Origin of the sequence: Thioalkalicoccus limnaeus (assembly GCF_041197575.1) — a bacterium.
GTDB classification, from domain to species: Bacteria; Pseudomonadota; Gammaproteobacteria; order Chromatiales; family Chromatiaceae; genus Thioalkalicoccus; species Thioalkalicoccus limnaeus.
Window position 1 is genome coordinate 44840 of sequence record NZ_JBDKXB010000019.1, and the last position, 14450, is coordinate 59289.

Consider the following 14450-nt stretch of genomic DNA (forward strand, 5'->3'; position numbering starts at 1 on the left):
CGTCGAATCACCGGCTAGAGCACTCGCGCTTGGCGTTTCGCCGGTCATCTAAGGCCCCTACCTCGATCTGAACCTGCACCGCGGAGACGGATCGATAGCCCGAACTTCAAGGTATCAGGGTCGTGATCAGATAACCCGTGTAGCCGACGAAGCAGACCACCAGCGCCGAGCCCTCGTAGCGATTGATCCGTCCCGGGCCGCGCAGGCCATAGCCGATCACGAACAACGAGAGCGTCAAGAGCCCCATCACGAGCAGGTCGCGCGACAGGACCTCGGGTGGCACCGCAAAGGGCTGGATGAGGCCCGCGATCCCGACCACGGCCAGCGTATTGAACAGGTTCGACCCGATGACATTGCCGAGCGCCAGGTCGTGCTCGCCCTTGCGCGCGGCGATGATCGCCGAGGCCAGCTCCGGCAACGAGGTGCCGATGGCGACGACGGTCAAGCCGATGATCAGATCCTCGACCCCGAGCGACTGCGCAATGTCGACCGCCCCCCAGACCAGCAACCGCGAGCTCGCGACCAGCAGGATCAGACCCAGGATCAACCACATCAGCGCGCGCGTCAGCGGCATCGACTGGGATACCATCGCCGAGGTGACATCGTCCGCCAGACTGTCGGCGCGCGATCGCCGCGCCTGACGGATCGTCCAGACCACCAGCCCGCCGAACAGGATCAGCAGCACCCAGGCATCGACGCGGTCCAGATGACGGTCCCACAAGAGCGCCAGGGTCAGGATCGTCGCCGCCACGAGGAGCGGCAGTTCCCTGCGCAGAACCGACGAGTGCACGAGGATCGGGCTGATCAGCGCCGTCAACCCAAGGATCAGCGCGATGTTCGTAATATTCGACCCATAGGCATTGCCGAGCGCCAGGCCTGGATTGCCGTTCCAAGCGGCCAGCGCCGACACGATCATCTCGGGGGCCGAGGTCCCGAAACCGACGATCAACATCCCGATCAGCAGGGGCGGCATGCCGAGGTGCCGCGCCGCGGCCGCCGAACCCTCGACGAACCGATCGGCACTCCAAAGCATCAGGACCAGGCCCGACGCAACAGCGAGGGAAGGCAACAGCATAAAGGGATCACATAGATGGATAACGACGGCCGACACCGTCGAGGGCCCGTCTCGCGACGAGGCGCGAAGACCGGGAGTCGCCGCGGACGAGCGCCGATCGGTTCATCGAGGACGGCCGCCGTCCGCCACGTCGACATGGGGCAAGGCCGATCGAGAATCAATCCGCCCCAAGCGCCCTCGACTCGCCCCCTGTCCGAAACCCGCCAAGCATCGGGGATTGTCATTTTTCTGACAGCGCCACCCGCCGCGCACCCGAGGATTGACCGGGCGTCATCTATGGCATAAAAACTGCTTACATTGGTTCCGAGAAGGATCCCTGGAGCCATCATGAAAGCCAAAGAGATCGCCGCGCTGCTCGATGAACCGGCCTGCGCGCACAATGCGAACAAAGAGAAATCCGGCTGTGCCCGCCTCAAGCCCGGCGCGACCGCCGGCGGTTGCTCGTTCGATGGCGCCCAGATCGCACTGCTGCCGATCGCCGATGTCGCCCACATCGTCCACGGCTCGATCGCCTGCGCCGGCAGCTCCTGGGACAACCGCGGCACCCGTTCGTCGGGCCCGACGCTGTACCGCCTGGGGTTGACCACGGACCTGACCGAGCAGGACGTGATCATGGGGCGCAGCGAGAAGCGGCTTTTCCATGCGATCAAGCAGGCGATCGACAGCTACCAGCCGGCGGCGGTGTTCGTCTACAACACCTGCGTGCCGGCGCTGACCGGCGACGACATCGGCGCCGTCTGCCGCGCCGCCGAGGAGCGCTGGGGCACGCCGGTGGTCGCCGTCGACGCCGCCGGCTTCTACGGAACCAAGAACCTCGGCAACCGCATCGCCGGCGAGACCATGGTCCAGCAGGTCTGCGGTCAACGCGAGCCGGACCCGCTGCCGCCTGGGATCGAACGCGACGACTTCCGCATCCACGATGTCAACCTGATCGGCGAGTTCAATATCGCCGGCGAGTTCTGGCACGTGTTGCCGCTGCTCGATGAGCTCGGGTTGCGCGTCCTCTGCACCCTGTCCGGCGACGCGCGCTTCCGCGAGGTGCAGACGATGCATCGCGCCGAGGTCAACATGATGGTGTGCTCCAAGGCGATGATCAATGTCGCGCGCAAGCTGCACGAAGCCTATGGGACGCCCTGGTTCGAAGGCAGCTTCTATGGCGCCGCCGACGTCTCGCGGGCCTTGCGCGATTTCGCGCGGCTGATCGCGGACCCGGACCTCAGCGACCGGACCGAGCGACTGATCGCGCGCGAGGAGGCCGGGCTCGAGGCGCGGCTCGCACCCTGGCGCGACCGCCTGCGCGGCAAACGGGCTTTGCTCTACACCGGCGGTGTCAAATCCTGGTCGGTGATCGCGGCCCTGCAGGACCTCGGCATGGAGGTCGTGGCGACCGGCACCCGCAAGTCGACCGAGGAAGACAAGGCGCGGATTCGCGAGCTGATGGGCGAGGACGCGCTGATGATCGAAGACGGCAATCCGCGCGGGTTGCTCGATCTGGTCCGTGATCGCGGCGCCGACGTGCTGATCGCCGGTGGCCGCAACATGTACACGGCCATCAAGGCCCGGGTGCCCTTTCTCGACATCAACCAGGAACGCGAATTCGGCTACGCCGGGTACGCGGGATTGGTCGAACTCGCCCGCCAACTGTGCCTGACGATCGAAAGCCCCGTCTGGGACGCGGCGCGCCGACCGGCACCCTGGCACGGATCCGCGACGGAGGCCCGGTCATGACGCCGCGAAAACCACCGCTGATCGTCAAACGCAACAAGGCCCTGTCGGTCGGCCCGCTGAAGGCCAGCCAGACCGTCGGCGCCGCGCTCGCCTTCCTCGGGCTGCGCCGGACGATCCCGATGCTGCACGGCTCGCAGGGCTGCACGGCCTTCGCCAAGGTCTACTTCGTCCGGCATTTCCGCGAACCCATCCCGCTGCAAACGACGGCGATGGATCAGGTCAGTTCGGTGATGGGCGCCGATGACAATGTCATCGAAGGTCTGCGGACCTTGTGCGCCAAGTCCCGGCCGGATCTGATCGGTCTGCCGACGACGGGCCTGGCCGAGACCCAAGGTGCCGACATCGGCCGCCTGGTCAAGACCTTTCGCCAACGCCACCCCGAATACGCATCGATCGCGGTGGTACCGGTCGCGACGCCGGATTACACGGGCTCGCTGGAAAGCGGGTTCGCACTCGCGACCGACGCCATCATCGAGACCCTGGTCCCGCCGGCCGCGCAAGCCGGCACCCGGCCAGGGAGGCGACCGCGGCAGGTCAATGTGCTCGCCGGTCCCCATCTGACACCCGGTGACCTCGAGGCGCTCAAGGAGCTGATCGAATCCTTCGGTCTGACGCCGCTGGTGTTGCCGGATCTGTCCGACTCGCTCGATGGACATCTGACTGCCGAGGATTACAGCCCGCTGACGATCGGCGGAACCCCGGTCGGCGAGGTCGCCCAGGCCGGCGACGCCCGCGCGACACTGGTCATAGGCGCCGCGATGAACCAGCCCGCGGACCGGCTCGCGGCCTTGACCGGGGTGCCCGATCACCGCTTTGCGCACCTGATGGGCCTCGCCGCCGTCGACGCCTTGGTGGGCACACTCGCCGAACTCGCGGAGCGGCCGGTCCCGGAGCGGCTCGAGCGACAGCGCGCCCAGCTCCAGGATGCGATGCTCGACTGCCATTTCATGCTCGGTTTGACCCGCATCGCGCTGGCCGGCGATCCCGATCTGCTGGTCGGCTTCAGCGAGCTGCTCGACTCGGTCGGTGCCGAGACGGTCGCCGCTGTCGCACCGACCTCGGCTCCGTCGCTCGAGCGGGTGATCTGCGACCAGGTCAAGATCGGCGACCTCGAGGACCTCGAGCGCCTCGCGCGCGAACGCGACGCGGCGCTCTTGATCAGCAACTCGCATGCGGTCGACAGCGCCCAGCGTCTGGGGATACCGCTGCTGCGCGCCGGTTTCCCGCAATATGACCTGGTCGGCGGCTACCAGCGGACCTGGATCGGCTATCGCGGAACGCGCGCGACCCTGTTCGATCTGGCCAACCTGATGCTGAGTCATGAACAGGGCGCGGTCCGTCCCTATCGCTCGCGGCTCAAACAATGGCCCGAATCCGAGCGCGAGGTGGCGGCCTAGCCGATGGCCGCGCCATCCCGCGACACCGCTCCCCGCGAAGGTTCTCGGATGGCCTTGGCGCGACCGTCGGCGAGAAGGATTTCGCCGTCGAGCCTACAGGGAGGTATTCACGGCGTGTCGCGGCAAGGCCATGCGAGGACCGAGCAGCCCCCGATGTCGGGTTACGCTGCGCTAACCCGACCGACGAGCGCTGGTGTGCGAGGGGGCTATTCGCGAGGTGTCGCGACAGGGCCATACGGGTCTCGGAACCATCGAAGGATAAGCCCACGGAGCACGTGACATGGCATTGGAACGACGACTCAAGGTGCTGTCCGGTGGCGCGGTGCTCGAGGCACCGTTGCCGGGGATGAAGGTCGCCTTCGCGAGCAGCGACATGCGGCTCGTCGATCAGCACTTCGGTGCCGCAACGGCCTTCGCGATCTACGCCCTGGACGCCGACCGCTGCGGGCTGGTCGAGGTCGCCCAGTTCGAGGCCCCGGCGATGGACGGCAACGAAGACAAGCTCGCGGCGCGGATCGCCGCGCTCGAAGGCTGCGCGATCGTCTACTGTCAGGCCGTCGGTGCGTCTGCGATCGGCCAGCTCCTGGCCCGCGGCATCCAGCCGATCAAGGTCGGCGCCGCGGCCTCGGTCTCCGGCCTCCTCGATGAATTGCGGCTCGAGTTGCGCCGCGGCCCCGAGAGCTGGCTGGCCCGGGCGCTGGCCCGACATCGGCCGAAGACCGAACGGCGCTTCGACGCGATGGAGGCCGACGGCTGGCACGAATGAGCCTCTCCGAGCCCCGGGCTCAACAGGTTCGACAGGCCCCTTTATTTGATCGTCTCGATCGAGACATTGACAACCGACAGAGGCAATTGACGATGCAAGAGCAAGAGTTGGCCATCTCCGACAACGACCCGGTCCTGGGTTCGCAGTTCGCGATCGAGCTGGTGCGCCAGATGCGCGCGATCGACCCCTACGGGACCTATGACGATTGGCCGGCGCACAAGATTCTCGACCCCTTCGTCTTGACCAAGGAGCGCCTGCGCGAACTGCCCCTCGTCGGCGATCCCGACGAGATCGTCGTCGCCCGGGTGCAAGCCTTCTACAACGCGATCGCGGCGCTGGTCGAGGCCGAGTGCGGACTGCGCGCGACCACCTTCTTCAGCTTGAGCCACGAGGGCTTCGGCCGCGCGCTGATGACGGTCGGCAAGCTGGTCGTCATGGACCGCGCGCTGCGCGACGTGCACCGCTTCGGTTTCCCAAGCGCGTCGAAGATGAAGGATGAGGCCGACAAGCTCTTGTCGGTCGCGCTCGAGATCATCGGCGAGCACCCGCGCGTCGCCGGCATGTGACCGACCCCGGCGCCCCGATTCCCACGCGGCGGCGCCGCGCTGAACCATCCATCGCCTTCACGAGCCTCGAACCAGGTAGTGCAGAACATGAGCCATATCACCGGCATCACCCGTGGCGGAGCCCAATGGGTCCCCGCCTTCGTCGTCAGCCTCGACTGGAATCGGTGCATCGGCTGCGGCCGCTGTTACAAGGTCTGTCCCAGGGACGTCTTCGAACTGGTCGATCGCGAGGATCTGGAGCTCGACGACCTCGATGATGACGACGGTTTCTCCGATGACACCAGCATGGTCATGAGCGTCAAGGACCTGCTCGACTGCATCGGCTGTCAGGCCTGCTCACGTGTCTGTCCGAAGGGCTGCTTGTCGCACGCACCGCACGCGTTGGCGGCCTGACGGCCTCGCCCCGCGCGACCGACGCCGTCACCGAGAATCGCGCGCGGCCAACCGTGCGGTTTCGAGCTCGAGCCAAGCCGCCAGCGTGCAGGCCACCGACCAAGCCTGCGCCGGGGCACCCTTTGGGCGGTGCGGCGGATCGCCATCGAAGATCTCGCTGATCGTACCCAGCCCGGCATCGCCGAGATGGTCGGCGAACGGTTCGAGCCGGTCTTGAGCGGACGCGGCATCGCCGGTCACGCGGTACTCGGCCAACGCGAAATGACCGAGCAGCCAGGCCCAAGCGGTACCCTGATGGTAAGCACCGTCGCGCTGCCGGACATCGCCCTGGTAGGTCCCGACATAGGCCGGATCGGCCGGGCTCAATGAGCGCAGGCCATAGGAACAGGCCAGGTGTGTCGCGCACTCGGCGACCACGGCGGCCTGCTCGGTCGGCGCCAACGGCGAGTGCCGCAGGCTCACGGCCAGCACTTGATTGGGGCGGATGCTCGGATCATCGCCGGCCGGGCCATCGAGCAGATCGTACAGACCGAGGCCCGGACCGCGCCGATAGCGGGCAAAGCCGAGCGCGGCCCGGTCGGCCAGGTCCAGATAGGCGGTCGCGGATTCACCGAGCTCGGCCGCGAGCTCGGCCAGCGACCGCAGCGCGTTGTACCAGAGGGCGTTGACCTCGACCGGCTTGCCGCGCCGCGGGGTCACGACCCAGTCCCCGACCTTCGCGTCCATCCAGGTCAAGGCCAGGTCGGCGTCTCCGGCTTGGATCAGGCCATCGCGCGGATCCATCGCGATCCCATGCCGGGTGCCATCGCGGTAATGCGCGATGATCGCCTCGAGCACCGGAAACACCCGACGCAACGCGGCCCGATCGCCCGTCGCAGCCAGATAGGCACGCCAGGCCTCGATGTACCAGAGCGCGGCATCGACCGTGTTGTAAGCCGGCCGCTCGCCATGGCCCGGGAAATGGTTCGGCAGCAGCCCCCCGTCGACGAGACCGGCGTAGGTCTCGAGGATCTGTCGCGCGAGTGTCTCGCGGCCGGTCGCCAGCGCCAACCCGGGCAGCGCGATCATGGTGTCGCGCCCCCAATCGCCGAACCAGGGATAGCCGGCGATCACCGAATGACCCTGCGCGTTGCCACCGATCGGCCGTTCGATCAGGAAGCTGTCGGCCGCCAAGATCAATTGTGCAACCCAGTCCGGCGCCGCGCGCAACGGCGCGTGGACCGACTGGGCGCCGACCAGGAGGGCACAATCGCGCCGCAGGACGGCCTCGAGCCCGGTCTCGAGGTCGAGGTTCGGTTGCCCTTCGAGGCTCGCGACCAAGCCGCACCAGCGGCCGGGTTCGAGCCGCAGATCACAGCGCCCGACCCGCAGGTGATGGTCGGTATCCTCGAGGCCCCGGTCGCGTTCAGCAGGCAGATCCAGGCGTTCGATCCAGATCCCTTCCGCCGCGACGGTCCCACCGACGGCGATCAGTTGCAAGCTGGTCCCACCCTGGAGTCCAACCGCCAGGCGATCATCGGCCACCCGGACCTCCGGATCCATCCAGCGCAGGCGGGAGACCTGATGGTGATCGCGATCGGCGACCAGCAGCGCGACCCGCAGGATCGGCGGCGCGCGATCGGCAGCCCGATGCAGGCGCCAGGCGATCACCGTAGTGTGTTCGCCATGCGGCATCCACACGCACTGTTCGAGCAACCAGTTGCCGACGGCGTACCGCCAGACCGGCAGGCGCCCGACCAGCCGGAATTGCTCGATCTGGACATGTCCGGTCGGCTCGCGATGGCCACCGGCCCAGCCATTCGTGAACAGGGGCACCACCCGACTGCCGTCGATCAGGGTCGCATCGGCCTTCGCCAGCACCAGGCGGCGCCCGAGCGGGGGATCGATCGGCGCCACCAACAGACCGTGGTAGCGGCGCGTCAGAGCGCCGCCGACGGTCCCGGACGCATAGGCGCCGCGCCCGTTCGCCAGCCACCATTCGCCGCGCTCCGCACTCGCCGCCTCCCCGCAATGGGCGCGGCCATGGCGAATCCATTCGGGCAGCCCGGACGGTGGATCGCCGACCACCGCGATCAGGCCTCGATGCCGCCGGACACGCCCGCTACGGGATCGCCGGCGACGCCCGCCGCCAGCGCAACCGGCCGCATGGCCGGTTCGCGACGGATGCGTCCCCGACGACACGCCGCGGCCATGGTTGAAATCGGTATCCCGGGGCGTATCTGCGCTGGAAAGACTGCTGCGATCTGGAGGTGGTCCATGTCGACTCCGTTCTGTTGGTTCCGCTTCACGGCCTTTGCGCTGCTCGGCTGGCTGCTGACTGCGAACGCAACGGCCGCGGGACAGGTTTGCGACGATGAGGCTCGAACCGAGTCCCCGCCGAGTCGTTTCATCGTTCTCGAGCAACACAGCGTCGAGGACACGACGACCGGTCTCCAGTGGAAGCGTTGCAGCGAAGGCCAGGACTGGTCCGGGGGAACCTGCACTGGCGCGGCGCTGCGTCTGAATTGGCACCAGGCCCTGGCACACGCGGAAGGTTCGAGTTTCGCCGGCCACCGGGACTGGCGCCTCCCGACGCGCGAGGAGCTCGCCTCGATCGTCGAGCCGGCGTGCGTCGAGCCGGCGATCGACCTGGCCGTGTTTCCGGGCACCCCGAGCTATGCCTACTGGTCGGCAACGCCATTCGAATACTTCGTTCGTCTTGCCTGGGGCGTCTATTTCAACTCGGGGCGGACCGGCTACAGCCCGCGGGACTTCGGCTATTTCCACGTCCGTCTGGTTCGAGACACCGACTGAAACACGCACCGGCCTTTCGCTGACCCGATCGCCCGGCCCGGACCGGGCGCGGCCATCAGGCTCCGCGACGGGTCGCCGGGCCCGCCGCACGTCGCTCAGAAGGAGCGGCTCCAACTGATCTCGATGTCCTTTTGCTCCATGAAGACCGAGCCGGTCTGGCTACCGGTGATGTTCTGGTTCTGCCCGCGGATCTCCTCCTTCGGCATGTAGGCGAACGACAGGCTGAATTCGTCGCGCGCCGTCGGCCGATAGCTCGCGCCGAGCGTGTAGTGCCAACGGACGGTGGCCGGGGCCAAGACATTGAACAGGGCCTGCCCGCTCGGTGCGAACTCGCTCGCGTGGCTGACGCCGGCCCGCAGGGTCACGGCCGGATCGACATCCCAACTGGCACCGAACTTGACGATATCCATGTCCTTCCAGCCGAAACCGAGGCCATTGGCGCCCCCGAGACAGAAATTCGCCTTGGGGCCAGGACCGAAGCAGGGCTGGATGTCGAGATTATTGGAATTCGCGATGGCGCGGATGTCGCTGTAGAAGATCCGCTGATAGTCGAAACCGACGACCAGGGTCGGTAGAGCCTTGTACGCCAGCCCCAGGTTCAGCATCGCCGGCACATCGAAGCGACCCTCGTCTGCGAACAACCCCTTGTAGTCGTCGAACGCGGTCATCCAGATCTGGCTCCGATACGAGGCCCCGAGCGTCAACTCCTCGGTCAGGTTGCCGATCCAGCCGAGATGGAGGCCGACGCCGTAGGACCAATCATCGCCGTTGTTCGAGACCCGGTCCGGATACAGCGACGCGCCGCGGAAGGGTTCGAGGCCCTCCGCCCGGAAACGCTGGACGGCGAAGACTGGCGCGATGCCAACCGCGTGGCTGGCATTGAGCCTGTAGGTGACAGGGACCTGGATGAACAACTGCTCCAGATTGACACCGGTCGGGCGCGTCGCCGTAAAGACCCCATTCGGATTCGCATTGTTCGGCGCGGTCCCGGTCGGGTCGAAACCGATCGGATTCCCGGCCATGTCGACGGTCGTGTTGGGCGGCAGCGCGAAGTTCTCCCACACGGCCCGCTCGGCGTACTTGGTGTTCATGCCGCCATTGCCGACGAGACTGAAGCCCACTGTCATGCGATCGTCGACCACATGGTTGTAGCCGATGTTCGGAATCAGGAACCAGTCCAGACGGCTTTCGTACCGCCCCGGCGTGACGAAGGGCCCAGTCGGCCGACCGTCCGGTGTCCGCCCGAAATCGTCGTTCGCCTGGTAACCGCGGTCGGACGGGCTGAAGAAAGCGATGCCGACGTCAAGACTCTGGCCCACCAGGGCAAGCCCGGCCGGGTTGACCGCCGAGACCAGGGTATCCTGCGGGAAGGCGACCGCCACCCCGGCCATCGCCTTCGACTTGGCCCCCCAGCCGTGCGCGAAATAACCGTTGGTCGCGATCGCCGAAGCCGGTAGCAACGCGGCAACGACGCTCGCGACCAACAGGTTTCGCTTGATAGGTGACGACATGCCCCGCTTCTCCTGTGGTGAGATGTTTGACCGATTCGTGACAGATCAGCACAGGGAAGGATGGTGTCTGTACCACCGTCCGTTGTCAAACCATTCAATCATTGAGATTTTTTGTGACCGACCGACTCGGCGGCCGGCGCCCCGGTGAACCCGAAGGTCACCGGTACCCGCAGATAGAACAGGCTGAGGCCTTGCGCCTCGATGTGCGCCAGAAACCGGTCGGCCTCGTCATCGGTGACGACGAAACCCACCTCGACCGGCAACTCGCCGGCCAATTCGAAGAAACGGTCTTCGTGCAACCGGCCATGACGCCCGAAGCCGGCCATGGCCCGAAAGGCCGAACCACCATGCAAGCCAAAGCTCCGAGCCTCCTCGAGCAGCCATTCGTGCACCAGCTTGCGTCGATGACGGCGATTCTCCGCCGTGTAGAATTTCAGAAACGAACCCTGCATCGCGCCCTCCCCAGCATTCAACCTCGCGTCATCAAGAAATGGCCCAGCGCCAGCCCAAGGGCCGTCATCGACAACGAGCCGATCAGATGCGCCGCGATCGTGCCCAGAGCCCACAGGTAGTCACCGCGCGTGTAGAGCCCGACCACCTCGGCCGAGAAGGTCGAAAAGGTCGTAAGGCCTCCGAGAAACCCGGTGATGATCAGCAGACGCACCTCCGGGGCCAGCCCCGGATGCCGCGCAAACCAGGCGATCGCCACCCCGACCAGCAAACCGCCCAACAGATTGGCCGCCAGGGTGCCGAGCGGCAACGACGGCAGCACCGGATTCAGGTGGCTGCCGAGCACCCAGCGGAGCAGGGCTCCGAGCCCCGCGCCGATGAAGACGAAGATAGCCGCGTAGCTGGACAAGTTCGGGGCCTCGAGGAGTCGCTGACGAATGGGCCGTCCGTCTCAGGCGCTGGACCTGCTCGTAGCGCGCCGCTCCGACCCGGTCGCGTTTCGCCAATTAACCCACTCTATGAGCGTTAAAATTATATTGATCATTTCAGATATGTTCCGGAACTACAATGGGTCTTTCCACGAAGCTGCGCATAACGGAGACCAGTAACAGATGTTGACCAGCAACCCCTTCTCCGAGCTTTCGTCGTTGATACCGCCCGCCGGTATGCAGACCTATGTGGTCGTGATGTTCCTATTGGTCGTGGGCGCGACGATTCTCGATGTGATACACAAGAAGAGCGCGAAGTATTTCTTCGAGAAGATGAAGACGGCCAAGGAACGCAGAGCGCAACCGCTCAGCTCGGCAACGGTCGTCTCGGTCTCGGTGAAGACGGTCGTGCACGACATCCTGACCTCCGCCGAATTCGACAACCCACAGCGCCGCAAGGCCCATCTGCTGACGATGTACGGCTTCATCCTGTTCGTCGTAACGACGGTCATCATGATCTTCAGCTATCCGACCCCCGAGACGCCGACGCCGGCGCTGGTGGCGCTGCTGTGGCACGTCGGCGCGCTGATGGTATGCGTCGGTGGCTACTGGTTCTGGTTCAAGATGCGCGTCGACGTCGCCGCCGAAGGCCACAAATGGTATCGCCTGATACCCGCCGATCTGTTCATCCTGTCGCTGCTCGCGACGACGACCCTCGCGCTGATCTGGTCCCTGTTCGGGGGCACGTTCCTGTTCGCGCTGTTCATTTTCGCCAGCACCGTCCTGTTCGGTAGCGTGTTCTGGTCGAAGTTCGCGCACATGTTCTTCAAGCCCGCGGCCGCCTTCCAGAAGCGCTTCGCGGAGGCCGACGGTTCGCGCGACAACCTGCCGGAACCCGCCGACAAGCCCGCGCAATTCGGTCTCGGCATCAAACGCGACCTGCCGCGCCATTATTGATCGCGGATCGCGAGGATGAGCCGATTCACTGGCTGATGGTCCGAACGGACCACCGATCAGCCCTCACACGGGAGACAATACAGTGCCAACCTTCGTCTATATGACCCGCTGCGATGGCTGCGGGCATTGTGTCGACATCTGTCCGTCGGACATCATGCACATCGACCCGACCTACCGGCGTGCGTTGAATATCGAGCCGAACATGTGCTGGGAGTGTTACTCCTGCGTCAAGGCCTGTCCGCAGCACGCGATCGACTGCCGCGGCTACGCCGATTTCGCGCCGCTCGGCCATAGCGTCCGCGCGCTGCGCGAGGAAGAGAAGGGCACGATCGCCTGGAAGATCAAATTCCGCGACGGCCGCGTCAAGGACTTCCTGTCACCGATCACGACCCAGCCCTGGGGCGAGAAGATCCCGCGGCTCGCCGAGCTCGAGGTCCCAGACAAGGCCGCCCTCGACTCCCCGCTGTTGTGCCATGAGCCGGAGGCCCTGAAGATCGAGAGCGGCCTGCCGACGATCAGCAAAGACAAGTTCAAGCAGGGAGTCTATTACTGATGGCCAAGTTCAACACCGTTTTCGAAGAATGCGACATCCTCGTCGTCGGCGGCGGCATGGGCGGCACGGGTGCCGCCTACGAAGCCCGTTACTGGGGCCGTGACCTGAAGATCGTCGTCGCCGAGAAGGCCAACATCGACCGCAGCGGCGCGGTCGCCCAGGGCCTCTACGCGATCAACTGCTACATGGGCACCCACTGGGGCGAGAACCAGCCCGAGGATCATGTGCGCTACGCCCGCAACGACCTGATGGGCATGGTGCGCGAAGACCTCGCCTACGACATGGCGCGCCATGTCGACTCGGCGGTCCACAAGTTCGAGGAGTGGGGCCTGCCGCTGATGCGGGATCCGAAGACCGGCCGCTATCAGCGCGAGGGCAAGTGGCAGATCATGATCCACGGCGAGAGCTACAAGCCGATCGTCGCTGAGGCCGCGCGCAAGTCCGCGGACAAGATCTACAACCGGATCATGGTCACTCATCTGCTGATGGACGAGAGCAAGGCGAACCGCGTCGGTGGCGCCATCGGCTTCAATGTCCGCACCGGCGACCTGCACGTGTTCAAGGCCAAGTGCGTGATCGTCGCTGCCGGCGGGGCCTCGCACATCTTCAAGCCGCGCTCGGTCGGCGAGGGCATGGGCCGCACCTGGTACGCGCCCTGGAGCAGCGCCTCGGCCTACGCCCTGCCGATCATGGCCGGGGCCAAGATGACGCAGATGGAGAATCGCATCGTCCTGTGCCGCTTCAAGGACGGCTACGGCCCGGTCGGCGCCTACTTCCTGCACCTGAAGACCTACACGCAGAACGCCTACGGCGAGAACTACGAGAAGACCTGGTACGAGCACACCAAGGCGATGGTCGGTGAGTACATCGATCACCACCCGACGCCGACCTGCCTGCGCAACCATGCCTTCATCGAGGAGATGAAGGCCGGCCGCGGGCCGATTCACATGGTCACGACCGAGGCCTTCCAGGACCCGCACAAGGAGACCGTCGGCTGGGAGAACTTTCTCGGTATGACGGTCGGTCAGGCCGTCGTCTGGGCCTCGCAGGACATCGATCCGAAGTACATCAACCCGGAGCTCACCACGTCCGAGCCCTACGTCATGGGCTCGCACGCGACCTGCTCGGGCGCCTGGGCGAGCGGCCCCGAGGACCTCTCCCCGGACGAGTACTTCTGGGGCTACAACCGGATGATGACGGTCGAAGGGCTGTTCGGCGCCGGTGACGCGCTCGGCGGCACGGCCCACGCCTTCTCGTCCGGCTCCTTCACCGAGGGCCGGCTCGCCGCGAAGGCCGCGGTCAAGTACATCCGCGATCATCAGAACGAGCAGATCCGCATCTCCGACAAGCAGATCGAGGATCTTCGCAACGAGATCTACAAGCCGCTGGAGCACTACCAGATCTACCGCAACGAGATCGTCGCGGGTACCGTGTCACCGAGCTACATTCTGCCGATCCATGGGCTCCAGCGTCTCGAGAAGATCATGGACGAGTACGTCGGCGGCATCAGCGTCAATTACATGACCAACGAGCCGTTGCTGAACTTCGGTCTTCAGAAGCTGCGCATCCTGCAGGAGGACCTCGAGAAGATCGGCGCCGAGGACTTGCACCAGTTGCAGCGTGCCTGGGAGCTCAAGCACCGCACGATCGCCTCCGAGTGCGTGACGCAGCACACGCTGTTCCGCCAAGAGACCCGCTGGCCCGGCTATTATTACCGCGGCGACTACCTGCGGCTCGACGACGACAACTGGCACGTGCTGACCCTGTCCCGCCGCGACCCCGAGTCCGGCGAATGGACGATGGAAAAGGCGCCCGTCTATCACATCGTCGACT

15 protein-coding genes are annotated in these 14450 nt (G+C 65.8%); 9 read left to right on the forward strand and 6 right to left on the reverse strand.

What is annotated here, in order from left to right:
• Positions 1 to 106: 106 nt before the first annotated feature.
• Positions 107 to 1075, reverse strand: coding sequence for a calcium/sodium antiporter (locus ABC977_RS13155; protein WP_369667723.1), 969 nt, complete (start codon positions 1073 to 1075; stop codon positions 107 to 109).
• 327 nt (positions 1076 to 1402) lie between these two features.
• On the opposite strand from ABC977_RS13155, the gene nifE reads away from it, so the two are divergent.
• The 5 genes from nifE (at position 1403) to fdxB (ending at position 5925) form a co-directional block, all read left to right on the forward strand.
• Positions 1403 to 2803 (forward strand): nitrogenase iron-molybdenum cofactor biosynthesis protein NifE, encoded by a 1401-nt coding sequence (nifE, locus tag ABC977_RS13160; RefSeq protein ID WP_369667724.1) that lies wholly within the window; start codon positions 1403 to 1405, stop codon positions 2801 to 2803.
• Positions 2800 to 4200 carry a nitrogenase iron-molybdenum cofactor biosynthesis protein NifN gene (nifN, locus tag ABC977_RS13165; RefSeq protein ID WP_369667725.1) on the forward strand — a complete coding sequence of 467 codons (1401 nt, stop codon included), beginning with the start codon at positions 2800 to 2802 and terminating at the stop codon, positions 4198 to 4200. The genes nifE and nifN overlap by 4 nt, the downstream gene beginning before the upstream one ends.
• Before the next feature lie 280 nt (positions 4201 to 4480).
• Entirely contained in the window at positions 4481 to 4966 is a 486-nt protein-coding gene (locus ABC977_RS13170; protein WP_369667726.1) for a NifB/NifX family molybdenum-iron cluster-binding protein, read from the forward strand.
• 92 nt (positions 4967 to 5058) lie between these two features.
• A complete protein-coding gene (locus ABC977_RS13175) occupies positions 5059 to 5532 on the forward strand; it encodes a NifX-associated nitrogen fixation protein (RefSeq protein ID WP_369667727.1) in 474 nt (157 codons plus the stop codon).
• A gap of 87 nt (positions 5533 to 5619) precedes the next feature.
• Entirely contained in the window at positions 5620 to 5925 is a 306-nt protein-coding gene (gene fdxB / locus ABC977_RS13180; RefSeq protein ID WP_369667728.1) for a ferredoxin III, nif-specific, read from the forward strand.
• A gap of 27 nt (positions 5926 to 5952) precedes the next feature.
• On the opposite strand, the gene ABC977_RS13185 is transcribed toward fdxB, so the two are convergent.
• Positions 5953 to 7992: an amylo-alpha-1,6-glucosidase gene (locus ABC977_RS13185; protein WP_369667729.1), complete on the reverse strand. Its 2040-nt coding sequence runs from the start codon at positions 7990 to 7992 to the stop codon at positions 5953 to 5955.
• Between the two features lie 5 nt (positions 7993 to 7997).
• Positions 7998 to 8183 carry a hypothetical protein gene (locus ABC977_RS13190; protein ID WP_369667730.1) on the reverse strand — a complete coding sequence of 62 codons (186 nt, stop codon included), beginning with the start codon at positions 8181 to 8183 and terminating at the stop codon, positions 7998 to 8000.
• Here ABC977_RS13190 and ABC977_RS13195 point away from each other — a divergent pair.
• A complete protein-coding gene (locus ABC977_RS13195) occupies positions 8182 to 8718 on the forward strand; it encodes an Lcl C-terminal domain-containing protein (protein ID WP_369667731.1) in 537 nt (178 codons plus the stop codon). The two genes, ABC977_RS13190 and ABC977_RS13195, sit on opposite strands and share 2 nt — an antisense overlap.
• Before the next feature lie 95 nt (positions 8719 to 8813).
• Here ABC977_RS13195 and ABC977_RS13200 read toward each other — a convergent pair whose 3' ends face one another.
• From ABC977_RS13200 to crcB, 3 genes are all read right to left on the reverse strand, one after another.
• Positions 8814 to 10229 (reverse strand): OmpP1/FadL family transporter, encoded by a 1416-nt coding sequence (locus tag ABC977_RS13200; RefSeq protein WP_369667732.1) that lies wholly within the window; start codon positions 10227 to 10229, stop codon positions 8814 to 8816.
• Positions 10230 to 10327: 98 nt separating this feature from the next.
• A complete protein-coding gene (locus ABC977_RS13205; RefSeq protein ID WP_369667733.1) occupies positions 10328 to 10681 on the reverse strand; it encodes a DUF190 domain-containing protein in 354 nt (117 codons plus the stop codon).
• A gap of 17 nt (positions 10682 to 10698) precedes the next feature.
• A complete protein-coding gene (gene crcB, locus ABC977_RS13210) occupies positions 10699 to 11088 on the reverse strand; it encodes a fluoride efflux transporter CrcB (RefSeq protein WP_369667734.1) in 390 nt (129 codons plus the stop codon).
• A 202-nt stretch (positions 11089 to 11290) separates the two neighbouring features.
• On the opposite strand from crcB, the gene ABC977_RS13215 reads away from it, so the two are divergent.
• From ABC977_RS13215 to aprA, 3 genes are all read left to right on the forward strand, one after another.
• Positions 11291 to 12064: an adenylyl-sulfate reductase gene (locus ABC977_RS13215; RefSeq protein ID WP_369667735.1), complete on the forward strand. Its 774-nt coding sequence runs from the start codon at positions 11291 to 11293 to the stop codon at positions 12062 to 12064.
• Positions 12065 to 12146: 82 nt separating this feature from the next.
• Complete coding sequence (gene aprB / locus ABC977_RS13220) at positions 12147 to 12617, forward strand: adenylyl-sulfate reductase subunit beta (RefSeq protein WP_369667736.1); 471 nt, start codon at positions 12147 to 12149, stop codon at positions 12615 to 12617.
• The coding region (aprA, locus tag ABC977_RS13225) for an adenylyl-sulfate reductase subunit alpha (RefSeq protein ID WP_369667737.1) at positions 12617 to 14450 on the forward strand (1834 nt) is incomplete at its 3' end. The genes aprB and aprA, both read left to right, overlap by 1 nt.

Excerpts from the sequence above, each read along its gene's own strand:
- ABC977_RS13170 (WP_369667726.1), top strand. The coding sequence starts at position 4,481 with ATGGCATTGGAACGACGACTCAAGGTGCTGTCCGGTGGCGCGGTGCTC.
- ABC977_RS13205 (WP_369667733.1), bottom strand. The coding sequence starts at position 10,681 with ATGCAGGGTTCGTTTCTGAAATTCTACACGGCGGAGAATCGCCGTCAT.
- ABC977_RS13190 (WP_369667730.1), bottom strand. The coding sequence starts at position 8,183 with ATGGACCACCTCCAGATCGCAGCAGTCTTTCCAGCGCAGATACGCCCC.
- ABC977_RS13200 (WP_369667732.1), bottom strand. The coding sequence starts at position 10,229 with ATGTCGTCACCTATCAAGCGAAACCTGTTGGTCGCGAGCGTCGTTGCC.
- ABC977_RS13155 (WP_369667723.1), bottom strand. The coding sequence starts at position 1,075 with ATGCTGTTGCCTTCCCTCGCTGTTGCGTCGGGCCTGGTCCTGATGCTT.
- nifN (WP_369667725.1), top strand. The coding sequence starts at position 2,800 with ATGACGCCGCGAAAACCACCGCTGATCGTCAAACGCAACAAGGCCCTG.
- ABC977_RS13195 (WP_369667731.1), top strand. The coding sequence starts at position 8,182 with ATGTCGACTCCGTTCTGTTGGTTCCGCTTCACGGCCTTTGCGCTGCTC.
- ABC977_RS13215 (WP_369667735.1), top strand. The coding sequence starts at position 11,291 with ATGTTGACCAGCAACCCCTTCTCCGAGCTTTCGTCGTTGATACCGCCC.
- fdxB (WP_369667728.1), top strand. The coding sequence starts at position 5,620 with ATGAGCCATATCACCGGCATCACCCGTGGCGGAGCCCAATGGGTCCCC.
- nifE (WP_369667724.1), top strand. The coding sequence starts at position 1,403 with ATGAAAGCCAAAGAGATCGCCGCGCTGCTCGATGAACCGGCCTGCGCG.
- ABC977_RS13175 (WP_369667727.1), top strand. The coding sequence starts at position 5,059 with ATGCAAGAGCAAGAGTTGGCCATCTCCGACAACGACCCGGTCCTGGGT.